We start from the raw sequence: 22,382 nt of genomic DNA on the forward strand, positions 1-22,382 counted from the left end.
GGTCTAGCGATCCGGCCGAGGCGGATCATGCGATGCCGACCGGTCCTTCGACTGCTCGAGCGCCGCTGTCCGCGCCTCGCGTATCCGGACCCATGACCGTGCCTGCAACTGGTCGAGCATGCCCTCAAGGTTCGGACTGAAATTCAGTTCACGGGCAGACTTCTTAAGCGAGCCGACCGTGCGGTCGAGCAGGTCACGCGCGCGATCCCACGGATAGACCCTGGGCCGATCGCCTTCGTAGCCGACCTGCAGTTCCGATCCGTTCAGCCGTGCGTTCTCATCCATCCATCGCAGCCGCTCCGAGACGAATTCCATCTGCGTCTTCGGATGGAAAACGACGCTGCGTGTCGCCACCTCCTGAATCAGGTAGCGCTCCGTATTGAACACTTCGCCGCGGTAGGGTCCGCCGTTCTCGCGCGGTGTCCCCATGCGCAGTGGCGAACCGAACCGATGTTCGGCCAGCGCCCTGACTTCATCAGGCACATCCCCTACGGCGAACAACGGTTCGCCAACCGGCGGACGAGTCGGCGCGAAGCGCCTTGGCTCAGCAGCCGGCGTGTCCCCCGCAGGAACAGCCGTAGACCGGTCACCCGCCGGTTGTGCCTCCGCCGATGCCGTCACCGGCTCAGGTGTTTCCGACGGAATAGTCGGCTTTGGTGCGCTGCGCTTCGACGTGTGACGACGCGGTGTGTCGTCCCCGGCATTGACGAGTTTTTCCTTCACGTTGCCCATCATGTCCTCCATCGGTTCGTCCGACTCTCTGCCGTTTGACCTGCCATTTGCCATGCCCGCTGGCAATCTGGCACGCTCAACGACCGGCATGAAATCGCGGCCAACGATTTCGCACAGGTGCTTGCCCACATGGGCAGACCCGGACAGCACCGCCATGTCGTTGAAATCGGTTGGCGCCTTGTCGTCAATTTGCGCGTCGACGGCGAATACGGGCAACACCACGCGCGCACGGGATGCGTCCGCAGCCTGTCTGGCCTTGGCCTCACCTGGCCCCAGCTCGCCCAGCACGACGATGTCCGCGTCCGGGAATTGCTCGCGCACGGATTCCGCGACGGGCGGCAGATTGCCACTCGACAGCGCCGCCAGCGCTACCCATCCCGTTGCGCGATGCGCCGAGAGCATCGTGGCCATGCCCTCGCCGATCAGGATCGGCGTCGTCTGGCCGCCGGCGACGGGCGCACGTCCAGCCATCCAGTACCCGCCTTTCTTGACGCCCCCGGCCAGCGACGACTTGTTGCCCGCTTCGTCAATCAGCTCGAGCGTGGAGATGGCACAATCGATCCAGACCGGCACGACCAGCACGCGCCCAGAAAGCGGTCGCTCCTCGCTCGCCGGGGCATAGCCCAGCAACGCACGCAGCTCGGGCGCTTCAAGTTCGCGCAGCGCCGGCACGGGCTCGAGACGCTTGCGCACGAGATAAGGATGTTCAGGCCCAATAGGTCGCGCCCATTGCCAGATTTCCTGCGCCTCGCGGGCCGCAGCGGCATGTCGCGCCTGCTGGCGCGCCGCTTCCTGCGCGCGACGTTCGAGCACGTCGGGAGCCGGCACGAACCCGGTTGCCAACCGGTCCGGGTAGTGACCACGTCTCAGGTCAAAGCCATTCTGTCGCGCGAGCCAGAAGAGCGAGGCGAGTGTCTTGCCACCCGACTCCTTCACCGAGCGCCAGGTCGTGCGGGCCGCCCTCTCGTCATAGTTGCCGGCTGTGCGACTCCATTCGTCCCAGATCTCGAAGCCCGCGTCACCCAGACCGTGCTTCAGCGCAAACGCCATGTCGACCCACGTGCCGTAGTCCTCCGCCGGAATTACAGCAAGGGCGGCCCGTACACGGGCGGTTTCGTCCGTCTGCGGCATACTCATCGCCTTGCTCCCTCAATGGCTGCCGTGTTCGCTCCGGCACGTGTCACCGGACCGCGCCTCTCACGTGCCGACTTTGGCGGCACCAGCTCCGCGATGTCGAGGTCTGCGACCGACAGCCGGCGTGTCGCCTGTCCGATATGTCTGGCCGGAACGCCCAGCAGCATGAAGTGCCGTTCAACGTAGGCCGTGACCTCGTCCTCACCGAGGTCGGCAAGGCGCGGTGGAAGATCGCGCGGGTCCCAGGCCTGCAGCACCTCCAGGTACTCGGTCGGCAGATGAAGGAGACCCGCGCCCTCCGGATCGATCTCGTCGGACTCGACCGCGCGTACGCGCCGTTCGATCTGTGCCGTGAAGCGTGCCAGGTCCATGGCCGGCACCGATGGTGCAATCGAGACCCGTGAAGCGAACACCGGATCGCGCCAGTAGCAGATCCGGTCGGCGAGAATCGGCTTCGTGTTCTCCAGCACGATGATTTCCTTGTCGCGCCCCAGTTCCTTGAGTTCCTGCGGCAACAGCAGCGGGCGACGTTGCTCGGACATGCTCTCGCTCGATCCGCCCCGGCCGCCGAACATCGTGTTCGGGCGACTGACGCTGCGCGACTGGTCGGTGAAGGTGCCAAGCATCTCGGAATAGTCGTTCGCATCCTTCTGCTCACGCGGTGCATAGAGGATCTGCATCGCGTGGTTCGTGAGGAAGGTGCGCGCGTCGGCGCGGCCGTAGACCGACTCGAGCTGCGCAATCGACTGCACCACGGAAAGCAGACGCAGGTTGTAGCCCGCCATGTAGGCCACGGCGCGCGCGATGATATGGATCTTGCCGATTGCCGTCATTTCGTCGAGCAGCAGCAGGCACTGGAACCGCAGCGTTGGATCCGCCTCTGGCAACTGTTTCGTGTTCAGGTTGACGAGCTGCGAGAAGATGAGGTTCACCAGCAGTGCCGCTTCGGACAGGTGATCGGGCGTGATTCCGATATAGACCGACATGCGACGCCGACGCACGTCGCGCAGATCAAAATCATTGGCGCTCGTTGCCGCATCGACGATGGGGTTTGCCCAGATCGTAAGCGGTGCGTGGAATGTCGCAAGAATGCTCGCCAGCACCTTGTCGTCGTTGGACAGGAAACGGTTCAGCGCATCGACGCATGCGCCGCTCAGCAGCGCGCGATGCTGGACGAGCGCGCGCTGCAGATACGCCTTGACCGGCATGCCGTGGCCCGACGACTGCCGCAACACCTCGCCCATCGTGACGGGGTAGTCAGGGATGGATTCGCCCCTGCCCGTGCGCCGCGCGTCACGCCACTCACTGAGCAGCAGGACGATGCCGAGAAACAGGTTACGTGCCTGGTCCTTCCAGAAGTCATCGTGGCCACCTGGCGGATAGAGGGCGTAGCCGATCGCCAGAATGTCGCCGACGCGGAACGGGCCATCGGAAATCGCCGACAGCGGATTGAACCGGTGCGTGCGGCCATCTTCCGCAAACGGGTCGAAGAGATAGACCTCCTGCCCGTGTGCCCGGCGGAAGCCCGCCGTGATCGCGTAGTTCTCGCGCTTGATGTCGAGGACCACGACCGAATCCGGGTAACTCAACAGGTTCGGAATCACGATGCTGACCCCCTTGCCCGAGCGCGCGGGCGCGGCGAGCAGTACGAACTGCTGCCCGGTAAAGCGCAGATAGCGCCCCCGCCATATCCCGACGATGATGGGCGGCGCATCAATCAGTGTCCGCGCATTCATAGCAACCCCGCCGCGCGGATTTCCGCTTCGCTCGCGAACCGGGCACTGCCATAGAGACGCCGCCGCCCGGATCGATCCCACAGCGAATACAGTCCCATCGCAGGGCAACCTACCGCGACGAGAACACCCAGCAGCGCCGCGCCAGCGAGGTGCCGGCCTCCGTTCGGTATCAGGCCGTCATGCCAAGCCAGCAGTGCTTGTGGCCAACCCATTAGTCCTGCATGGAACGGGTTCAGCCGCAGGCTCGCGTACAGGAAAAACGATGCAACCCACAGCGAGGCCAGCAGAGCCCCCGTGATTGTCGCCAGAACCGCGACCGTGACCAGGGCGACACGCACATGATGGGCTATCGGATTAGCGGTGTAGGAAGGAATTGAGGATCGACGGTTGGTGTCCATGCAGGCCTCACGAAAACGTCTTGCGCGCTTTGCACACCGGATCGAACCAGACTTCCGTCATGCCCCAGCGCTTGCCGATCTGTTTGCCCGCGTCGTCGTAAAGCGGATAGACCTCCATGTGGGCGACCACATCGATCGTCAGGGCGAGCAGGCGTTTCAGTGCGGCATCGTCGTAGGCGGCAGCTTCGGGATGCTCTTTCGCCATCAGCGCAAAGCGCTCGATTGCAACGGTCGCGCTTGATGCGTGATAGCTCGTGATCGAGCCGGCGTGGCCGGTCGTCAGCAGTTTCAGGAAGTCATAGGCTTCGGCCCCACGCAGTTCGGCGAGCAGTACCCGGTCGGGCCGCATGCGCATCGTGCTCGCGATCAGATCGGCCGGCGTCACACGCGCCTGTCCGTGACCGCCCTTGCTGTACAGCAGGTGCACACAGTTTTCGATATGCCGGATGAAGAGTTCGCGGACATCCTCGATCGTCACAATCCGCTCGGTCGACGGAATCGACCGGCAAAGCGTCTTCATGAAACTGGTCTTGCCCGACCCCGTATTGCCGACGATCACGATGTTCAGGCGGCCGGTCACAGCCCGCTCGAAGAAGGCGCACCAGTCCCGCTCTTCGAGGCACCGCACGAGCCTCCGATGTGTCGGGCGCAGCGCCGGCAATGCGGCGTCGAGTCCATCCGGGCGGTGCCACACGGTGTCGTCGAACAGCCCTTCGTCGCGGTACGCGTCGAGCGTCTTTTCGCGTGCGGAAGGCCGGCGGATCGTCACGGAAACCGTACGCGGCGGCACGACGGGCGGCACCACGATCTGGATGCGCCCGTCTCCGGGCAGCAACGCGGAGAGCACTGGATGCTGCGCTGACACATCCTGGTTCGTCAGCGTCGCAACTGCCACCGCGAAGGACATCAGGCGCTCATAGTCCAGATCAGCGCAGTTGTGGCCTTGCCAGCCGAGGTGCGTCTCGGTCAGCACGCGCTGCGGCCGGTTGATGACGACTTCAGTCACATCGGCATCATTAAGCAGCGGCGCGAACGGCCGCATCAGCTCGCGAACCGACGCATCGTCGGGAAGCCGCGCAAGCACGGTGTCGACAGATCGATCCTGCATGTCGGGGCGGAGAATCATGGCGCGCCCTCCGGCTGCAGTGCATAGACCGTTCCGAAATCCAGGTCGCGCGCGATGACGATCGTGAATTCGGCACCCTGGTTCTGGGTCAGCGTCGGCGGAATATTGATCGTGCTGTCGAGCACCCGCGTCGCCATGTCGTTACCCTGCTGCTGCGTGTTCTCGTAGACGACGGACCCGTTGCTGTTACCGCCTCGCGTAGCCAGATACCCGATCGCGTCCTGGGTGATGCCGAGCAGCATTGCGGCGCCAATTCGCTGCCGCCAGTGGTTGTCGACATAGCCGTCAATCCCCATCCGGCCGAGCGCGTCCGCTGCCGGCGAATCGATCTGGACGGTCACGCCGTGAGGCGTCTCGATACGGGCCGCGAGGATGAACGTCCGCTTCTGTCCGGGCGACAGATTCGAACGATACTGGCTGTTGATCTTTGAACCGCGCTCGATCAGCACAACGCGCCCATCGTCAGAATAGACGTTCTTTGTCACCGTGCAGGTGGATAGCCCCGCTTCCGTCGAATCGAACGCCGTGTCGCCTGCGCAATCGATCTTGGCACCCTGCGCGAGAACCAGGCTGCGGTCACCGAGCGTGCCGGCATGCACCCGCAGCGTGGCGGTCGGGGTCAACGCCTGGGCAAGTGCTCCTGTCCCGCCCTGGCCCGGTGTCGTCGACGGCCGGCCGGATACCGATGCCCCTACCGAAGAAGCTGCGTCCACGACGTTGCCTGGAACGCCCCCCTCAGCAAGCCCGCCCGCCAGGCCTTCTCTCTGGCCACTGGCGCCAGGCGTACTACCGACCGCAAGTAACGGCGCATCGTAGTAACTCCGGGCCAACGCCGGATGCTGAACTGCGACAGGCGGACGGGCGACAACCGGGCCCGAGGCCGCGGCAGGCGCATTTGCCGCGACTGGTGCGGACGCCGCGCTCGTGACCACCGGCGCGTCCCTGAAAACGCGCCCCTGCGTCGCGGTATCCTGCACCGCATCGCGGTGCGCTTTCGCCTCCGCATCGTGGCGCGCAAGGAAGGTGTGAACCGTCCAGACCGCACCAGCGCCCGCTACAAGAACGACGACAAGTGGCGTCAACCACCAGGCGCGCGGGCGTGTGCCCCGGTACTGCCCGAGTGCAGGCATGCCGCGATCAAGCAGCTCCGCGGACCCGTTCATGCCATTCGGGCTAGAGCCATCCGGACGACGGCCGGACGGATCATCCGGTTCGATCGTATTGCGGATATCGTCACTCATGATCCGGACTCCGCAGGACGCGCTTCACGCCGTTCACTGTCGTGCCGTCACTGGGCGGCACACCGTCCATGTCGTACGCGTCATTCCAGATGCCGACAACTTCATCGCCGAGCCGCAATACGAAGCGCTTCGCCACTTCATGTACGACGATCGTGTCGTCCTCCATGTGCTTGTCGACCACGCTTTCGGTGCCGTCATCCGCCACCCGGAAAATCGCCGGGATACGCCGGTTGGCCGAAATGCGGATGCAGGTGAACCGCCCGTCGTCCCACGCCGCGACCGGCGCGATATCGTCCGAATGCGGCATCACCTGCATCGAGTACCGGGTGTTGCGCACCACGGACGGCTGGGCAAGAAGCTGCGCCATCAGCGCCGCATCTGCTTCAGCATGGGTCTGAGCCTTGAGCTCGTCCGGATAGACGAACGTCACCCGATATATCTCGTCGCCGTTGCCGAATTTCGCCTTCAGGGGCAGTACCACCAGGTCGAAGCTGTAGCTGCGTTTATCCGTACGGATCTCGAGATTCGAGTTGTGCGCGGCGAGCTGCGGTTTCAGGTAAACGTCGTGGTCACCCCTGTTCGCCACCACCTGCCAGCCATCGCGATCGCCGGGTGCGACTACTTGGATCTGCTCGTGCGGGTCCAGGGCGATATGGGTGGCGAACCCTCTCTGTGCATCGATGCGCACGACAGCGTCAGGCGCATATGCGATCTGCCGCACCCGTGAGTCAGCCGACCAGCCCGGCACGGTCCAGGCTCGTGCGACCGGACTCAGAAGCAGCAGCCCCACAAGGCAGAGCACCGAAACACGAAGCGCTTTCATGGCGCACCTCCCGCGCTCGACGACGATGCCGGCGGCGTATATTCAGGATCGCGGCTGTAAGCCGTCACCTTGAAGCCGAACGGATTCGCAACGGCCACGCTTTCGCGCGTGAAAACCGGCGGTCGATAGGCGTAAGTCAGCGTGACGACAAACCGCTGCGTCGGCTCGGCGTTCGCCTGACCGTTTTTGAATGTCGTGCGCTCGATATGCACAACCGCGTGCCCGGGTTCATCGGGAGGCAGCGTCGTCGAGAGAATCCGCACGCGCCGCTCGGTGTTCGGGCCAAGCTGCCGGTCCAGCGCATCGGGGCCGCTGTAAATGCCCCGGTAGTCGCGCGCGACCACGTCATCGCTCATGGCGAGCACGCTGTCGTAGTCCATCTGCAGAAGCCCCCAGTCATAGCGTTCACGTTCGCGCACGTACGCCTCAACCCAGTGCTTGTCCTGGATTTCCCTCGTATGCACGTGACGCGCATCGAGCACATCGATCACCTGCGATTCACCCGTCAGGCGATCGACCTCGATCGGCAACGGCACTACCCGGTAGAACGGCACCATGACGGCGAGCGCCATCACACTCAGCACGGCCACACCAACCGCCCCGTACGCCACGTGCCACGCGCGTCGCTCGGATTGCTCCTGCAGGTGTGTCAGTGATGCCTCAATGTCGAGCACGCGTCCATAGTCGTCGTCCGCGCTCATGATCCGGCTCCCACTGCCGACGCGGCGGACGGCACCGGCGGAACGGGAAGTTCGCGGTTGACCGGCACGCGATGCAAACCATCCGGCAAGACCGGTTTTGGAGGACTCGAAGAGCATCCACTGATAAGGATGACGAAATTCATAAGAAGCGATGCAACCAGAAAACTCTTCATGATCGCCCCCTCAGTTACCGAACAACGCCGGCACCATCTGGTCCTGCAGCCGGACGGTATTGCCCGCACGGCGCAACACCAGTTCGCTCTGCTGCTCTGCGACGAGCCGGTCTTCCGTATCGGCCAGCATCCGGAAGAGCTGCAGCTTGGTCATCTCGTCAGCGACCGCCGTGGTCTCGGTCTGGATGCGCGCCTGCAATTCCGCAATACCCTTCGGATCCTGCGTGACATCGATCTGCTGCATCAGGCTCTGGATCTGGTTCAGTTCCTGCAGTTCTGTCTGGTAGGCCTGCTGGCCAAACGCCTTGTCCTGGAATGGCTTGTTGAGCGCGCGCTGGCACACCTGCTGGTCGATGCCGGCCTGGTCTTCACAGTTATAGATCTCGCTGGCCGAACGCAGCGCCTGAGCGCTGCCAGTCAGACCCGCGTAGCCGCCGTTCTGGACCGCCGTATAGACGCCCTGCCAGTTCGACGGCAGCGAATTTCCCACCACCGGATTGTCCAGCAACGCACCGAAGCCCCGCGTGCCAATCGTCGACTGGTAGATCTGGATTTCTTGCTGTACCTCCTGCTCAAGCTGCGCGACCGTCGCAATGGCCTGGGCCACGTTCTGCGCGTCAAACACCGGAATGCCTTGGGCATAGCTCGCCGGAGAAACTGCCACCCAGAAGAGCGCAGCAGCGGCTACCTTGAATCGTGTCTTCATCTTGATTACCTCTCTCAACTACCCTGCTGTCCGAGATTGGCGTGCGCGGCGCGCTGGTAAGCCGGCGCCACGCCACCTGAAGAAATTCCCGGTCCGTCGCCGGAGCCTGTCCGGTCACGGATCGTGCCGCCAGGACGCGGACCGTTCCCGCCGCGCGTAAGCACCTGACCGATCACGGTCGCGAGACGCCGCGACGCCGCACCCGCCACAAACGCACCGAAGCCGGACACGGTCGCGCCACCGGACAGGCCGGAGGCCACCGACGGCAACTGCCAGCCGACCATCGCGAGGAAAATCGCCGTCGCAAACATGCCTAGCGCCGCACCCCACGCCGACGCAGCTTCGAGCGCCGCCTGACTGGCCGCCACCAGCGCTGCCGAGTTGGTACCGGGTGCGGACGTCGTCACCTGGAACGGCGCGAGCTCGGTGGAGAACGCCGTCAGCGCCATCCCGAGGAAAGCCGCCACCAGCACCTGCAGCAGCGCATAGTTCGCGACCTTCGCGGTCCACGCTTCGAAGAAGCGTGCCGTCGGCGCAAACGCGGCACACGCAATGAAAATCGGACCGATCCCGAGCACCAGGTCGAGCAGCATGCGACCCATCACCACCTCGAACGCGAGCACGATAAGGAAGATCGAGCCGCCGACTGCCGCGATGAATCCGCACACGATGTCGCCGATGGCGGCAGCGAGGCCGCTTGGACTGAGTCCTTCATGGGTTGCCTTCTCGGAATAGGCATCGAGAACCAGATCGATCTGCTGGTCATAGCAGTCGAGCGTCTGGTAGATACTGGTTGCGCTCGTCGATGTCACGCTGCTGCCGCTCACCGATCCGCAACCGGGGTTGCCACCGCCCGTGGTATTGGCGGCGTTCTGGATCGTCTGGGCCAGACCCGACGTCGCACCGCTGACGGCCATCACGACCTGCTGCTGGTAGATCCCGCTGCCGAGCGCGAACGCGAGGATGGCCGCCACTTTCAATCCTCGCCACGCGAATGCGGGCACGGCTTCATGCGCCTCGCCTCGGACGATCGCAAGGCCATAGGCGATGACCCAGATCGTCACAGCCGTCGTTACGACTGGAACAAGCGCGCCCGATAGCGCCGATGAAACGTTTGTGACATATGTCGACATTCCGTTCTCGAGCGTGCCGCCGATCGCGGTAAAGAGGCCGCTCATTGCGCACCTCCTGCACGGAGTGCCTGGGTTTCCCGGGTTGCCAGGGTTGTCCGACGCTTCGCCAGTTGCGCGTGAAATATCGGCAGCCATACCTCGGGGTCGTCCCCCACCTGAGCACGGATCGTGTCGAGGAGTTGGATGTTGTCGGTCGTACCCGAGAGGACATCGAGCACATCGCCGAGCCCGGCGAGATCGAGTTTCCCGATCGCCGACCGATGCCCCTGCTTGACCAGAAACATGCGGCTGTTCTCGCCGAGGTTGCGTACGATGTTGAATTCGGCTTCGGTCAGCTTGAAACCATGCACGTAGTCGTCGTAGTCGGCCCGAGGATTCGGCAGGAAGAAGAAGGTTGCGCTCTGCTCGATCAACGCACGTGCGATATCGCTGCGCAGCACGTCCGCCGGCGACTGGGTATCGAAAATGCCTAGCCCGTTCTGCTTGCGGATCGTCTTCTGCTTGTTCTTCGCAAAGTCCGTGAAGACGGGGTCCCCCAGCCGCTTCCAGAATTCGGTCATCACATAGATGAAGCGCCGGCCATCGATCAGGCTTTCCGTCAGGTGCAGCAGGTACATCGTGACGGGCGTCGAAACTTCCGCGTCATCGAGCAGTTCGGTATCGTCGAACCCGAAGAGGTTCGCGCGTGCGAGATCCACGGTGTCCGCCGGGTTGTCGAGTACCCAGCCCAGACGCCCGCCCGCACACCATTTCGCGAGACGTGCGTGCAGGCTGTTCTCGCCCACATTCGGCAGCAGTTGCCGAACCATCGACAGCCGCCGCAGTGGCTTTTCCATGCGGGCAACTTCACGCACCGCGCGCGAGATGTCGAATTCCTCTTTGGCGGACAATGGCAAACCCGTATCGACGAGCTTGCGCACCAGCCGCTCCCAGAAGTCGAGCACGGACTCGTCCGGTGTCATCTGGAACGGATTGAGCCCCGTCGCTTCGCCGCGCCGGAACACGGTATAGATGCCGCCCATCGCACGGATCGCGATCTCGGTGCCGCGGTCCTTGTCATACAGCACCGCAGTCAGCCCGAACTTCGTCGCCATCGCGAGCAGGAACAGTTCGAGGACCGTCTTGCCCGCACCGGCCTGACCGATGATCTGTGTATTGGCAAGCGCCTTCTCGTCGGCCGAATCCTGCTTCTCGGGCGTCGCGTGGAAATTCAGGTATAGCGGCTGGCCGCTCGGCGTCTTGACAATCGTGATCGCCTCGCCCCAAGGATTGCCGTCGCGTTTGCCGGTTGCGAAGTTGTGCAGACTCGCGAGACCACAGAAATTACGGGACGTCAGCTTCGCTTCGCGTGGCCGGTAACGCCAGTTGGCCGGCAACTGCGCGAACCACGCGGCGTCCGCCACGAGGTCGATCAGTGCGGTCTGGAAACCGGCATCGGCAAGCTGCGTGCGGGCCCTCGCAACGTGCTTCGAGACGGCCGCGGGGGTATCGGCCAGCACCGCGAGCGAATAGTGATATTCGCCCAGTACGAAATCGCCGTTGATCAGATCGTTGAGCGCACGATCCATCGCCTCGACCTGGGAGACGGCCACGTCCTCGCCGGCGATCAGCTGGTTACGCTGGCGCTCAAGTGTTTCCTTCGCACCGGGTTTGTCGAGGATCGTGAAGCTCTGTGTCTCGATGTACTCGAAATCGCCATACAGCAGGCCATTGAGCGTCCCCGGCTCGGTCTCTTCGGGATAGTCCTTCAGGTCCAGCAGCGCGGCGTAGCGCGTCATGGCTGGCATGCGCATCTCGACCTTCTCTACACCCACGAACAGACGGGAAGTCGGCAATGCCTCCCGAATCACGCCAGAAGGCACCGGCTCAGGCTCCCAGACGGCGTTGACGAGATAGCCGAGCAGTTCCAGCGCAGACGAATACCGGCGCGGCCGCTTCGTGAACGGACTCGTCCTGAGATAGACGCCAAGCGCCACCGGGTCATAGGGCTTCAGCCCCGACTCGACCTGGGCGCCGAGTTCGTCCATCACTTTCAGCGCTTCCTGTTCGTCGTGCCGGATGTCCTCACGCGTGCGGCGCGCCGCGCGGCTAAAGGCACGCCCGAGCTTCGTGCGGTTGGGACGATAGACGAGTGTCAGATACAGTTCGTTCGCCATCATCCGGTAGCCCGCGAAACTCGCGTAGTAACGCGTGGCCAGTTCCTGGCAGAAGCGGTTGCCATAAGACGAGTCAAAGTGGTCTGACACACGCCGGCGCAGACGGTGTGACCAGAGTGCAGTGTGCCCACCGGGCAGCGCACGCACGAGCTGGTTGAACCCATCGTGACGAACGAGGACGTCCACCGGATCGGCAGCCTCGAATCCGATACCAGCAACCTTCCAGATTCGCAGGAAATCGCCCTCGCTCGTCCTGATCACCTGATCGGTAACATGCGCCGAGTAGGGGATGTAGTCGGCAAGCGCCACTTCGCGACTGGCAACGGCGCCGTGGTTCGGACCGTGTGTAGGATCAGCCAGCATGTCGGCCCCTCCTCTTCAGGCGAACCGGCGTGTAGGCGCGCGCGCTCCAGAAGCGCCGATTACCCTGCCGCAGGACCATGCGCAGGCGCAGCGCGTACTGCGCGAGACGCTGGTCATCGCGACGTGTGACCACGCGCATGGCGACGAACACGGGGATCATCAGGAAGAGAAGCCCGACACCGAGCAGTGGGCTGGCAGGCAACGCCCATATGGCGGGGATCAGCATGCCGCCACCGATCATAAGGAATGGCACAAGCGGTACACCCCAGAGCATCGCGGGCCGCGTGCATCCCTTGAAAACGGGGTCCCTGAGCCGATTAATTGACGAATTCGTGATCGGGTTCATGGTTGCTCGCGCTGGATCAGCTCGTCGGAATCAGCATGCCGGCGATCACCGTCGCGCAGCCGACGAAAAGACCGCCGATAAACACGTTGGCGATATCGCCGAATCGCGCATGCTGGAACATCATCCGGAAGCCCGCCCAGATGATCGAAATCGAGCAGATCACACCGCCGACACCCAGCAGGGTCGTCTGGATCGTGCCCAGCAGCGTATTGACCTGCGACAGTTGCGCCCACGCGGGCGACGCCACGAGCAGCGCAGTCGTGATGACAGCAACCCACTGCGCCATCCGACGGTCAGAAAGCGTGATTGGCACGCGTCCCGTTTTCGTCGTTCTGATATGGATTCCTAACTTCATGATGAACTCCTTTCTACGTGAACTGAATTTGCTATCGAAGAGAGACTGGGCTAGAACACCACCGCACTACCGCGCGGATCATCGGCATTCGTGCCGGATGCGGTATCTCGCGGACCCGGCAGCCGGTGCCTCGCTGATTGTGGGGAAGTCCGGGCATCGGGCATGGCCCTCTCATCAGGACCAGCCGGTCCAGTCGGAACAACCGGAATGGCTTCAATCGCCGGTACGACGGTATGTGAGGGAATCGACGCGAGCAGGCGGGCGTTATTGACCACGCGCTGCACATACCCGGTGCGATACCCCGCCGAGAAATTGCCGCTCGCGTAACACGACAGGCCCGCGCGCAGCGCGGCCTGTGGATCGCGCCGACCATCGGTCCGCGCAGCCCGCGCTGCGGTAAAACAGCTCTCGAGGATCGCTGCTCCCGCGGCCAGGTTGCGGCACGGATCGAAGGCGCGCTGCTCGTTCAGGCCATACGCCGCCCAGTTCGCGCGATTGACCTGCGCGAGACCGACGCTGAAGTTCCAACCGCCAGCTGCAAGCGCGCGGGCGGTGGCCTCGGCTTCAGTCTGGTTCGCCGGCTGACGCACCAGTCGACCGTGCACGACACCGATCGCATACGGATTGAATCCGGACTCCGTCCGCACGATCGCGGCCATCGAGACCGGCGAGACCTGGGGGGCGCACTGCTGCACGAGCGTGGCAAAATCGAGCGGCAGCATCAGTGCCCCCTGCCGCCGGCGCTGTTCTGCTGTTCGCTCTGCCGCAGGAAGAGCGCAGCAGACTGCGATGGGTCGTATGGCATCTCGGCGGGCACCTGAGACGGCACCTGCGTACTGCCGGTGCCGTAGTACTCGGTGACGGTCGATCCCGCATCCGCGACATCCCACCAGACGCGGGTATAGAGCTGGTTGTCGATCTCGACATTGATCGCGCCCGCGGCACGGCACATCAGTTCGCTCTGTTCCGGGCCGCCCCAGTAGAGGAGGTCTTCCCGGCAATAGCCCCCGCTCGCGAACGTATTCGTAGCGAACGTTCTCTGCGGCCCACCCGCTCCCAAGTCACAGGTCGGGAACGCATCGCCATGCCGCAGCGCACTCCATAGTCGCTCGATCGGTGGCACGCATGCACCGTACTGCTCCGGGCCGCCCGGGTTGGACAGGCAAAGCAGCACCAGACAGCCCCAGTCATCCGCGTGCGCCACGCCCGGCGCGAGAACGGACGTGCCGGCGAACACTGTCAGGGCAAGCGTGCACCGATGCACGATGCGGCGAATCCCGTTCAGCCGCCATCCATCAGTTTTCAACCGAGGCATATTCATGATCCGCTTCCTTCCCATCGATGCGACGCCGACGTGTCAAACCGGATGGGGAAAAAAGGAACCCGCGGCGCCGGGGAGGCAAACCGCGGGCTCAAGGGGGATCAGTCGTTACGATCGGGCAAGTAACAGAAGGACCTGCGAACGCTGATCCCGGATCGGAAAACGACCACCATGCTCACACGCATCCGTCGATACATCGGGGCCGCTAATGCGTACTCGGCCGCGTATGTCACACATAGGCCGGAACAGGTTGTCGAATTACTTCCAGAGCATTACTGGCGAAGCGCGAACTCGTTCCGCAACGATCAACCGCACTTTTTTCAACATGGAGCCCGACACTTCAGGTCACGACTTCTCTGCAAGCAGGCTCGCCAGTGCCCGCTTTGCGGACGACAGCTCAAGCTCGTACCCGTGCCAGGGATGTCGCGGAATTTCTAACCGTCGACATATCACCTCGCGACCGGCACGCCACAGATACGCCATGCGCAGCAGTTCACGTTGACGTGTAGCCAGACGCTGCCATGCATGCTCGACGCACTGGGCATCGAGCGGATCGTAAGAGCCGCGACTGGCGCTCGCCCAGTTATCCAGGCGCGCATCGATAGAGCGCTGCTTGTCGTTTTCAGGCATCGCGGCTCTCATCGGCAGGCGACGAGACGCGATACCCCGCCGGGTCCTCAAGGAATCGCTCTATGTCCGATGCGCGCCAGCCAACCGCGCGCTCGCCGAGACGGACCGGGCGCGGGAATGTCCCTTCCTGCATCCGCTGATAGATTGTCGAACGCTTCAGGCCAACTTCCCGCTCGACCTGCCCGCGTCGTAGTATTGCGCCTGTTCCCCTTAACTGGACCGACATAGCCAACCTCCGCTGTCCTGTTCGAAAGAGTTGCTGCATGGGTCTCATTCAAGCAGTCGAGGAGCCTGACGGGCAATTCCGTCATATCGGCGGACCTCCCCGTCGGAAGGCCAATTCAGCGATGACGTCCATCTGATTCGTTGACCGAGTCCGGTCTCAGTGCGGCGGCGAAGGTTTGCGCACTACGCGACGCCTCGCCGTTGGCCTGCCCTTTGAGCCCGAGTCGCTCATCGATCGCGCGCGCAACGGTTGAGGATTTCGGCGGGCGATCCGGCTCCCACTCCGACCAGTACTCCCGCATGACCTCAAAGAGCGCCTCGAGCGTTCGCGTCAGATGAGGAAGGTGTACTGTCACGCCGCGCTCTTGCGCGGCTTTCACGGACGGTGTGTCGTCCCCGACAGTGGTAAGCGCGAAAGGCAGGCGCTCGAGTCTGCGTTCAAGATGTGACGCCCAGACGTGATGCATCACCACGGTCCGGGAGATCGCAAGCTCCAGACGGGCAATACGGCGCTCGCGCCCCCTCAGACGCGCTGTCAGGCGCGCAATTAGCGCCTGTGCTTCTTCACTACGCTGCTGCCAGTATTCAAGCTCAAGTGTCGAGCTCTGATCCTTTGGTCCTTGCGCCACATGGTCATTATCCGATTCGAACATCCTCCCTCCTCTCCAGTGCGGCACGGGAACGTTCGATATCCACATCGATGCCCCAATCACGGCTTGATCAGGACTCACATCCCCCGTTGCAGGGGCCGCACCCTTCCCCTGATCTCCCATTAATCTATTGATTGCGTAGCCGCGCAGCAAGCCAGAGCCTGCCCGGGAAACGAAAATTGCCCGGCGTATAGAAAAAATAACGAGCCGGATTTCAAAGCCTTTACATCCGGCCAGGTGCGCGTCAACGAGACGAAGCGGCGATTTCGAGCAGGAGCGTCATCGCTTCTTCGGCTTTCTCGACGGGCACGAGGATGTGATCATGGTAGTAGCCCGCAATCACATTACATGAGATGCCCGCCCCGGCGAGCTTGCGGCTGATCACCGCGATAAATCCCACCGCCTCCAGACTGGAGTGGACTGACAGGGTGATGAGACGGGCGTCGTAGGTATAGGCGAGTCCGCGCCGCAGCGCTTCATCACGCTCGATGATCGCTGTCAGGCCTTCGCGCTCGCGAATGATGCAGAAGGCCAGTAACCCGGTAGGCACAGTGAACTCTGGAAACGAACAATAGACATAGGTCGCCTCCGCCATGACAGGACTGAGCGTCGCACACAGCTTTGCAAGGTCCTTTTCACTCAACTTTCCACCCTCCGCTGATGGTGACGTTATGCCATGCCTTGCGTGGCACACGGGTCATGAGTTTAAAAATGCTACACACCGGGCAGCATTTTTAACTGCCGCCGCCCGGACAGGATCGACCGACTAAGATCAGATCAAAGCTTCTACTGAACAGATACGCATTCAAGGATCGGGGACCCGCCGGGGTTCACATAATCACAAGGAGCCTGCGATGAGATCACCCGCATCATCATCCGTCATTGCCGATCAGGCGGCCATGCACGCCGCCCTGGATCTAGCAGGCATGGACTGGAAAACCTCGCGCGCCAGAACGTGGCGATCGCTCTCGGACATCGTCACGGACTGGGCAATCATATGCCTTACCGTCTGGATTGCCTATCGGATTGGGGTCTGGGCAAGTATCGCTGCGATCTTCGTGATCGGCAACCGCCAGCGGGCGCTGGGTAACCTCCTGCACGAGGGCGGACACCAGAACCTGAGCAACAGCCGCGACGTGAACGACCGCATCGCCGGCGTCCTGCTTGCACCACCGCTCTTCAACGAGCTGACGCTTTACCGCCTCCAGCATGCCTGGCATCACGGTTCGCTCGGCGACCCGGCTCAGGATCCGGACTATCTCTCCAGCGTCACGCACGCCGGTGATCATTGGTTCAGCGTCTATCTGCGCGTGCTGACCACCCCATCCATCTGGGTTAGCTCGGTCTTCGGGCATTTCATCAACAGGCGCCTCGCGCTGCGTCAGAAGCTCGCCATCGTGCTGTGGTGGGCCGCTTTCGAAGCACTGCTTGACGTCACCGTCGGGGCGCATTTCGCGCTGCTGTTTTTTGCGCTATGGATCGCCGCGCGCGCGACGGTGTTCCACGCCATCACAACGTTTCGCGAAATGACCGATCACTACGGGCTCGAACCGGGTGGAGTTTTTTCGTATACGCGAGACATTCCGGATCACGGACTCAGTTCAGTCGTCATGCATCCGCATCACAACGGTTATCACCTGACACACCACCTGTTTCCGCACATCCCCTACCTTGACCTGCCCGAATTTCACGCCCATCTGAAACAGATTCCCGCGTTCAATCGACGCGCGATCATCTGCGATTCCTACATCAAAGGGGGTCGTGCCAGCGTAACGAAGTGGGGGGCGGCCCATGTCTGACCGCACCTTGAAATCGGTTCAGGTTGCTAGCCTGCTCGTTTCCACAAGCTGCGGTACGGGCTTTCTCCTTGGCACCGGCGAACTCGCGCTCCGAGAAGGAATGGTCGGCTGTTTCTATGCGATCGCCAGCGCTCTGGGCCTAGTCGCGCTCGCCGCATGCGCACGTGGCCTCTCGATAACGAGACAATCTATCTGGACGAGGCTCGACCAGATCTACGGCACTTCAGTTGGCCGCGCAGTGGCCCTGCTCTCCCTTGTATGGATGACCGGCGTACTCGCTGCACAGATCCGGGGGGGAACAGCGATACTCACACTGGCCGGCATCGGTCCGACTTCCGCGCTCCTGCTCGTCAATGTCTTATTGATCTATCTTTCGACATTGCGACTGTCGTGGCTTGCCGCAGCGTTCGCGATCTGCATGCTCGCATGCAATGTCGTGCTCGTGCGCGCGCTATTCCTGACCGGTGGACTCGACGTGTGGCTGCATGCCCCCGTCCAGTTTCTGGATGGACTTCAGGGCGCGACGCTGGACCATACAGGGTTCACGGTCGCGTCCGTCGTGCTCATGGTCATCTGTGGCGCAGACTATCAGCAGTTCGTGCTCGTGGCGCGCACGCCAGCGATGGCGCGAAACGGTTGTCTCCTCGCAGCAGGGTTCGTGTTCCTGATCGGCTTCCTGCCGGCGTCCGCGGTCATTGCAGCTTCCCCCGTATGGCATCTGCAACGCCTTGTCGACCCGATTCAAGCGATACCCGTTGTGCTGATTCACACCCTCGCCGGAGACTCGGCCAACACCGCAAGAACGCTGGTCATCGCTGTTTTGCTCACAACCGCGCTCGGTGCCGGCTGCTCGATTCTGAGAGCGATGGCTGACGCTACGGCCTCTCTCGGCCCGAACTCTACCGCCCGCCCGATCTGGTCACGCATCCTGCTGATCACGTTTGCTACGATTGTGGCGAGGCACGGACAGAGCCTGGTCGACATGATGATCGATCTGAACGTGGTCTACCTTACCGCCGTTGGCCCTTTGTTAGGGCTCACGCTGCTGAATCGTCGGATTTCCGACAGGTGCGCTAACGCGACGTTGGTAATCGGGGCCGGCGTGGCAATCGCGGTCTATCTCGCGACATGGACTGGACTGAAGGCAATCTCCCAACTCAGCGTCTTTGCCATTTCCATTCTTCCCGTGCTCCTGCTTGCGTTGCTGTTGCATTCCCGCTCGGCTGCGTGTCAGGAAAACGAATAAACCATCAAGCCCTGACGGACAGGTAGCAAAGGTTCGCCGATCGCATAGGCGGCGTGCTCCTCCCCAACACCGCGTGTCGGCGTCGCGCATTACGAACCAATGAATGTGCTGTTTGCCGATGACCCCATCGCTTCTCGCATGGCAGCAACGACAAGTTGTAGTCTACGGCCAAACGAACTGTGGAGCGGCCATATATCATTGCTTCTGTGCTTTGTTGCATTCGAGAGCACCCTGTCTGCATTGGACACACAACCGGCTCACGCCGATTTTTACGAGGCAAACTCCGCCGCGAGGATGTCCATGCTCACCGCGGAAGTCAATTCTAACCGGGAAAAAGCCTCTCGAACCATATTGTGCGCGATGCATCACTGCTCATCCGCACCTTCCCAACTTCGACCAATTGACACAGCATCTCACAGATCTCCGCCGCCGAAGTTCCAAATTGCTCTGCCAGCTCGGCGGGCGTATACGCACGCGCCACCTCCATCGAGCTCAACATCATCCAGATCCTCAGTTCCATCGGTTTCCCCTTGGCGCTGAACACCGGCGTTCAACCGCGCGCCAAACATCTAACATGCGCAACTCCAATCGTCCTCTTGATGCACAACCTCTGCGAGATGACTTAAAGCAACGGTTCTGTAGGTTTCGTGCACGAGTACGTCTTCTCACCCCCGATACTTCGCACCTTCACGACGGGCTCAAACTGTCAGCCTCATGCGCATCCGTCTCCCGGAAAATCAGCGGGAACCTGACGCAATACCTGACGAGCCTGGCGTATAACCTCCTCGCTGATTGAGGCAGCAGTCGGCGGCGAGACTTCCCAATGGTGCCAATACAGATTGACAGAAAATTTCCCGCCCGGTTTCAGGACAATCAGTTCACCGGATTCGATTAAGGGCTGCGCTTGCATCGACGGCACAAGGCCGTAGCCGGCACCGGATCTGACCGCCGCAAGCAGCGCAACCGGTGACGGAAAATAGTGCCGAGGGTAGCCATCGACCCGAAAGCCAAAGGCACGTTTCAGGAAGGCGCCATGCAAACCGTCTTTCTCGTTGAAAAGAACGGCGGGAGCAGCAAGAAACTGATGCAAGCTATGTCCGCCAGAGAAGTATGTCGCCGAAAACGCCCGAGCAGCCACGCATTCATATTCCATCGCTCCGAGATGTTCCGCGACAAACCCCGTTGGTGGAGTGCTGGATGTAGAAATGCATCCCATAGCCTGCCCCCGCGTTAATACAGACAGAGTGTAGTCTTGGTCATCCACCTTGAGTTCCAGCGCAAAGTTTTGCCTTGCAATAGCGCACGCCACCGGCTCGAACCAGGTCGCTAAGGAATCTGCGTTCACCGCGATGGTGATTCTTGTCCATCCCTGACTTTCAGGCTTGATCCGCCGCAGAGTGTCAGCCTCAAGAACCTTCAGTGCCTGAATATGATTTAAGAGAACCTCGCCGGCCGGCGTCGGGACAACCCCATCGCGCACAATCAGCGGCGTTCCCAGAGCGCCCTCCAAGGCGATGATTCTCTGGGATACAGCACCCCGACTTATGTTCAAGGCCCGAGCGGCTCGCCCGAAATGTCGCATATCAACGACTATGGAAAATGTCTCGAGCTGCTGCCTGTCGAGATTCATAGGGCTCAACCGTTTGACGTTCGTTCTTCAAAATCGATCAGCAGACCCGACCAACGGGGAGAAGCAACATCAAATAGCAGCGAGGTCTGCGGTAAGCGTGATCCGCCTGCGTCCTCCCCGATAAAATCCTTGATGCCCTCCCCGTGATGAAGGCTTCCTGAAAAAATATCGCACATTCGCCGCCCCTGACATGCTGACAGGTACCGCGCATGTAGAGGTTGGATATACTGAAGCAAAGTGCAACCAGCCTGCGTCGGCGTAATTCCGTCACGCACAATCAGCGGAGTGCCGAGAACTGCGTCGAGCGCAATCATTCGCTGAAACACCTCACAGCAGGTCATACTCAATACGTCCGCTGCTCGGCCGCGACGCCGAGTCTCGGCAACAGCGTTTGTCCCACCTGAGTCATGCTGGGAAGTCAATCACTCTGACGCATCTGTTTTGGGTAAGCGAAACACTCCTACCGCTTTCGACAACATAATCGCGTGCCCCTTAAGAACATCGGCGACAGCGGACTGTTGCTCAACCAACGCCGCGTTTCTATGGGCCACCTTATCTAGCAGGCTGTTGAAATGTCCCTTCTTCAACACGAGCTCTCTTGTTCGAACGATCTAGCGCGACACGGTGTTCGAACGAACTGTGCGGAACTTCGTTGACTCATGTACTGCCGGTGTCGGTTTCATTCCCGCTTACCATTTATGCTGACCAGGTGGCCAGCATTCGCATACTGCTTCAAGTTTCAGGCTCAATAGCCTACTCCACTTCTCGCATATTCCTGCGGAGTACAGATCAGTCCAAAGTGCGGGTCAGCGGGTTTCACCGAACGATATTTCAGCGAAAATAGAAACAATCGTTAGACCATCAATTCGCTAGCAGTACTCTTTGTTTGAATCGAACGCGTCATCGAGCAAGAAGTTAAGCGTACCGGCTATGAATTGCTGAGGAGCTTCGATCATCACCCAATGACCGACGTGTGGCAACACAAATCCCCACGAATTCTCCAGCAACTCCAAGTAACCGTATGTTCTTGCAAGCACGGCAACCTTGTCTTCCTTGCCTCCAACCACCAGCGTTGGGGTCTTCACCGAAGCGATCTGATCATGTTCGTACGTCAATTTGGACCGGATGATGTATTGAATCGCTCGCTGTGCATCTTCATTCTGCATTATCTCGTGGCGATACTGAACGAGATCGGGATCCACTACGTGGCGCGAACCGACCATCGCGTCCATGATTCGCTGCATCCCCTCAAGGGTATAGTCATAGCCTTGAAGGTTCTTCATGTATGAGGGATCCGGGTTGGCAATGTTCAGTCCGGCACTACCCATCAGCACCATCTTCTTGACCAGTTCCGGATGAGAGATCGCCAGGCCCAGTGCAGTTGCCCCGCCCATCGAATTGCCGATGACCCTGACATCGTCAAGACCGAGCGCCTTGATGAATCCGAGCAGATGCAGATTCCGATTCTCTTGAGTGTACTGATACTCATCGGGTGAGGGTTTTGTCGTTCGACCAAATCCGGGCATGTCGATTGCCAACACTCGAAAGTGACGAGCATACTCTTCAAAACAGCTGCGCCAATTACCCCAGCTGTCGGCTCCGGCACCTCCCCCATGTATGAGGACAAGTGGATCACCGATTCCCATATCAAGATAGTGAGTCTTGATTCCATTCACATCGACAAAGTGACTGACAGCCTGGATATCTGCAGGCAGGGCAGGATAGCTCATTGACGGGCCTTATTTCAAGAATTCAGAG

General features: G+C 61.4%; 24 protein-coding genes. 2 read left to right on the forward strand and 22 right to left on the reverse strand.

Annotation, left to right across the window (positions count from 1 at the left end):
• Window positions 1–3: 3 nt before the first annotated feature.
• From B0G75_RS29220 to B0G75_RS29305, 18 genes are all read right to left on the reverse strand, one after another.
• The gene (locus B0G75_RS29220; RefSeq protein WP_106313519.1) at window positions 4–1,869 is read right to left on the reverse strand and encodes a PriCT-2 domain-containing protein; all 1,866 of its coding nucleotides are present in this window, start codon (window positions 1,867–1,869) and stop codon (window positions 4–6) included.
• Window positions 1,866–3,602, reverse strand: a complete 1,737-nt coding sequence (locus B0G75_RS29225) for a type IV secretory system conjugative DNA transfer family protein (protein ID WP_106313520.1) — start codon at window positions 3,600–3,602, stop codon at window positions 1,866–1,868. Before B0G75_RS29225 ends, B0G75_RS29220 begins: the two co-directional genes overlap by 4 nt.
• Window positions 3,599–4,000: a hypothetical protein gene (locus B0G75_RS29230; RefSeq protein ID WP_106313521.1), complete on the reverse strand. Its 402-nt coding sequence runs from the start codon at window positions 3,998–4,000 to the stop codon at window positions 3,599–3,601. Before B0G75_RS29230 ends, B0G75_RS29225 begins: the two co-directional genes overlap by 4 nt.
• A gap of 7 nt (window positions 4,001–4,007) precedes the next feature.
• Window positions 4,008–5,126 carry a P-type DNA transfer ATPase VirB11 gene (virB11, locus tag B0G75_RS29235; RefSeq protein WP_106313522.1) on the reverse strand — a complete coding sequence of 373 codons (1,119 nt, stop codon included), beginning with the start codon at window positions 5,124–5,126 and terminating at the stop codon, window positions 4,008–4,010.
• Entirely contained in the window at window positions 5,123–6,367 is a 1,245-nt protein-coding gene (gene virB10 / locus B0G75_RS29240; protein WP_106313523.1) for a type IV secretion system protein VirB10, read from the reverse strand. Before virB10 ends, virB11 begins: the two co-directional genes overlap by 4 nt.
• A complete protein-coding gene (locus tag B0G75_RS29245; protein ID WP_106313524.1) occupies window positions 6,360–7,190 on the reverse strand; it encodes a TrbG/VirB9 family P-type conjugative transfer protein in 831 nt (276 codons plus the stop codon). The genes virB10 and B0G75_RS29245 overlap by 8 nt, the downstream gene beginning before the upstream one ends.
• A complete protein-coding gene (locus B0G75_RS29250) occupies window positions 7,187–7,891 on the reverse strand; it encodes a virB8 family protein (RefSeq protein WP_106313525.1) in 705 nt (234 codons plus the stop codon). Before B0G75_RS29250 ends, B0G75_RS29245 begins: the two co-directional genes overlap by 4 nt.
• A gap of 183 nt (window positions 7,892–8,074) precedes the next feature.
• Complete coding sequence (gene virB5, locus B0G75_RS29255) at window positions 8,075–8,770, reverse strand: P-type DNA transfer protein VirB5 (RefSeq protein WP_106313526.1); 696 nt, start codon at window positions 8,768–8,770, stop codon at window positions 8,075–8,077.
• 14 nt (window positions 8,771–8,784) lie between these two features.
• Window positions 8,785–9,948, reverse strand: coding sequence for a type IV secretion system protein (locus B0G75_RS29260; protein WP_106313527.1), 1,164 nt, complete (start codon window positions 9,946–9,948; stop codon window positions 8,785–8,787).
• Entirely contained in the window at window positions 9,945–12,422 is a 2,478-nt protein-coding gene (locus B0G75_RS29265) for a VirB4 family type IV secretion/conjugal transfer ATPase (protein WP_106313528.1), read from the reverse strand. Before B0G75_RS29265 ends, B0G75_RS29260 begins: the two co-directional genes overlap by 4 nt.
• Entirely contained in the window at window positions 12,412–12,768 is a 357-nt protein-coding gene (locus B0G75_RS29270; RefSeq protein WP_106313529.1) for a type IV secretion system protein VirB3, read from the reverse strand. The genes B0G75_RS29265 and B0G75_RS29270 overlap by 11 nt, the downstream gene beginning before the upstream one ends.
• Window positions 12,769–12,784: 16 nt before the next feature.
• Complete coding sequence (locus B0G75_RS29275; RefSeq protein WP_374956930.1) at window positions 12,785–13,054, reverse strand: TrbC/VirB2 family protein; 270 nt, start codon at window positions 13,052–13,054, stop codon at window positions 12,785–12,787.
• Between the two features lie 119 nt (window positions 13,055–13,173).
• Window positions 13,174–13,845 carry a lytic transglycosylase domain-containing protein gene (locus tag B0G75_RS29280; protein WP_106313531.1) on the reverse strand — a complete coding sequence of 224 codons (672 nt, stop codon included), beginning with the start codon at window positions 13,843–13,845 and terminating at the stop codon, window positions 13,174–13,176.
• Window positions 13,845–14,444 (reverse strand): hypothetical protein, encoded by a 600-nt coding sequence (locus tag B0G75_RS29285; protein WP_106313532.1) that lies wholly within the window; start codon window positions 14,442–14,444, stop codon window positions 13,845–13,847. The genes B0G75_RS29280 and B0G75_RS29285 overlap by 1 nt, the downstream gene beginning before the upstream one ends.
• Window positions 14,445–14,789: 345 nt before the next feature.
• Window positions 14,790–15,074, reverse strand: coding sequence for a hypothetical protein (locus B0G75_RS29290; protein WP_106313533.1), 285 nt, complete (start codon window positions 15,072–15,074; stop codon window positions 14,790–14,792).
• Window positions 15,067–15,348: a helix-turn-helix transcriptional regulator gene (locus tag B0G75_RS29295; protein ID WP_374956928.1), complete on the reverse strand. Its 282-nt coding sequence runs from the start codon at window positions 15,346–15,348 to the stop codon at window positions 15,067–15,069. The genes B0G75_RS29290 and B0G75_RS29295 overlap by 8 nt, the downstream gene beginning before the upstream one ends.
• A gap of 67 nt (window positions 15,349–15,415) precedes the next feature.
• A complete protein-coding gene (locus B0G75_RS29300; protein ID WP_106313534.1) occupies window positions 15,416–15,952 on the reverse strand; it encodes a hypothetical protein in 537 nt (178 codons plus the stop codon).
• A gap of 241 nt (window positions 15,953–16,193) precedes the next feature.
• Complete coding sequence (locus tag B0G75_RS29305; RefSeq protein WP_106313535.1) at window positions 16,194–16,592, reverse strand: ACT domain-containing protein; 399 nt, start codon at window positions 16,590–16,592, stop codon at window positions 16,194–16,196.
• 283 nt (window positions 16,593–16,875) lie between these two features.
• Between B0G75_RS29305 and B0G75_RS29310 the strand changes: the two genes are divergently transcribed.
• Entirely contained in the window at window positions 16,876–17,748 is an 873-nt protein-coding gene (locus B0G75_RS29310; protein ID WP_258194756.1) for a fatty acid desaturase, read from the forward strand.
• On the forward strand, window positions 17,741–18,994 hold the full coding sequence (locus tag B0G75_RS29315) for a hypothetical protein (RefSeq protein WP_106313537.1): 1,254 nt from the start codon (window positions 17,741–17,743) through the stop codon (window positions 18,992–18,994). The genes B0G75_RS29310 and B0G75_RS29315 overlap by 8 nt, the downstream gene beginning before the upstream one ends.
• Before the next feature lie 322 nt (window positions 18,995–19,316).
• Here the strand turns inward: B0G75_RS29315 and B0G75_RS29320 are convergent, their stop codons facing one another.
• The 4 genes from B0G75_RS29320 to B0G75_RS29330 all read right to left on the reverse strand — a co-directional run bounded on the left by B0G75_RS29320 (window position 19,317) and on the right by B0G75_RS29330 (window position 22,354).
• A complete protein-coding gene (locus B0G75_RS29320; RefSeq protein WP_146142549.1) occupies window positions 19,317–19,514 on the reverse strand; it encodes a hypothetical protein in 198 nt (65 codons plus the stop codon).
• A 192-nt stretch (window positions 19,515–19,706) separates the two neighbouring features.
• Entirely contained in the window at window positions 19,707–20,624 is a 918-nt protein-coding gene (locus tag B0G75_RS29325) for an HTH-type transcriptional regulator ArgP (RefSeq protein WP_106313539.1), read from the reverse strand.
• Window positions 20,625–20,629: 5 nt separating this feature from the next.
• Complete coding sequence (locus B0G75_RS40305; RefSeq protein WP_374956929.1) at window positions 20,630–21,046, reverse strand: LysR family transcriptional regulator; 417 nt, start codon at window positions 21,044–21,046, stop codon at window positions 20,630–20,632.
• A 447-nt stretch (window positions 21,047–21,493) separates the two neighbouring features.
• Window positions 21,494–22,354, reverse strand: coding sequence for an alpha/beta fold hydrolase (locus tag B0G75_RS29330; protein WP_106313540.1), 861 nt, complete (start codon window positions 22,352–22,354; stop codon window positions 21,494–21,496).
• Between the last annotated feature and the right edge of the window lie 28 nt (window positions 22,355–22,382).

The organism is Paraburkholderia sp. BL18I3N2 (assembly GCF_003001875.1).
GTDB classification, from domain to species: Bacteria; Pseudomonadota; Gammaproteobacteria; order Burkholderiales; family Burkholderiaceae; genus Paraburkholderia; species Paraburkholderia phytofirmans.

What these genes read in the sequence shown, in the direction of transcription:
- virB10 (WP_106313523.1), bottom strand. Translation starts at nt 6,367, where the DNA reads ATGAGTGACGATATCCGCAATACGATCGAACCGGATGATCCGTCCGGC.
- B0G75_RS29280 (WP_106313531.1), bottom strand. Translation starts at nt 13,845, where the DNA reads ATGCTGCCGCTCGATTTTGCCACGCTCGTGCAGCAGTGCGCCCCCCAG.
- B0G75_RS29230 (WP_106313521.1), bottom strand. Translation starts at nt 4,000, where the DNA reads ATGGACACCAACCGTCGATCCTCAATTCCTTCCTACACCGCTAATCCG.
- B0G75_RS29315 (WP_106313537.1), top strand. Translation starts at nt 17,741, where the DNA reads ATGTCTGACCGCACCTTGAAATCGGTTCAGGTTGCTAGCCTGCTCGTT.
- B0G75_RS29265 (WP_106313528.1), bottom strand. Translation starts at nt 12,422, where the DNA reads ATGCTGGCTGATCCTACACACGGTCCGAACCACGGCGCCGTTGCCAGT.
- B0G75_RS29300 (WP_106313534.1), bottom strand. Translation starts at nt 15,952, where the DNA reads ATGTTCGAATCGGATAATGACCATGTGGCGCAAGGACCAAAGGATCAG.
- B0G75_RS29250 (WP_106313525.1), bottom strand. Translation starts at nt 7,891, where the DNA reads ATGAGCGCGGACGACGACTATGGACGCGTGCTCGACATTGAGGCATCA.
- virB11 (WP_106313522.1), bottom strand. Translation starts at nt 5,126, where the DNA reads ATGATTCTCCGCCCCGACATGCAGGATCGATCTGTCGACACCGTGCTT.
- B0G75_RS29290 (WP_106313533.1), bottom strand. Translation starts at nt 15,074, where the DNA reads ATGCCTGAAAACGACAAGCAGCGCTCTATCGATGCGCGCCTGGATAAC.
- B0G75_RS29225 (WP_106313520.1), bottom strand. Translation starts at nt 3,602, where the DNA reads ATGAATGCGCGGACACTGATTGATGCGCCGCCCATCATCGTCGGGATA.
- B0G75_RS29330 (WP_106313540.1), bottom strand. Translation starts at nt 22,354, where the DNA reads ATGAGCTATCCTGCCCTGCCTGCAGATATCCAGGCTGTCAGTCACTTT.
- B0G75_RS29285 (WP_106313532.1), bottom strand. Translation starts at nt 14,444, where the DNA reads ATGAATATGCCTCGGTTGAAAACTGATGGATGGCGGCTGAACGGGATT.
- B0G75_RS29245 (WP_106313524.1), bottom strand. Translation starts at nt 7,190, where the DNA reads ATGAAAGCGCTTCGTGTTTCGGTGCTCTGCCTTGTGGGGCTGCTGCTT.
- B0G75_RS29270 (WP_106313529.1), bottom strand. Translation starts at nt 12,768, where the DNA reads ATGAACCCGATCACGAATTCGTCAATTAATCGGCTCAGGGACCCCGTT.
- B0G75_RS29220 (WP_106313519.1), bottom strand. Translation starts at nt 1,869, where the DNA reads ATGAGTATGCCGCAGACGGACGAAACCGCCCGTGTACGGGCCGCCCTT.
- B0G75_RS29295 (WP_374956928.1), bottom strand. Translation starts at nt 15,348, where the DNA reads ATGAGACCCATGCAGCAACTCTTTCGAACAGGACAGCGGAGGTTGGCT.
- B0G75_RS29275 (WP_374956930.1), bottom strand. Translation starts at nt 13,054, where the DNA reads ATGGCGCAGTGGGTTGCTGTCATCACGACTGCGCTGCTCGTGGCGTCG.
- virB5 (WP_106313526.1), bottom strand. Translation starts at nt 8,770, where the DNA reads ATGAAGACACGATTCAAGGTAGCCGCTGCTGCGCTCTTCTGGGTGGCA.
- B0G75_RS29325 (WP_106313539.1), bottom strand. Translation starts at nt 20,624, where the DNA reads ATGAATCTCGACAGGCAGCAGCTCGAGACATTTTCCATAGTCGTTGAT.
- B0G75_RS29260 (WP_106313527.1), bottom strand. Translation starts at nt 9,948, where the DNA reads ATGAGCGGCCTCTTTACCGCGATCGGCGGCACGCTCGAGAACGGAATG.
- B0G75_RS29310 (WP_258194756.1), top strand. Translation starts at nt 16,876, where the DNA reads ATGGACTGGAAAACCTCGCGCGCCAGAACGTGGCGATCGCTCTCGGAC.
- B0G75_RS29320 (WP_146142549.1), bottom strand. Translation starts at nt 19,514, where the DNA reads ATGGAACTGAGGATCTGGATGATGTTGAGCTCGATGGAGGTGGCGCGT.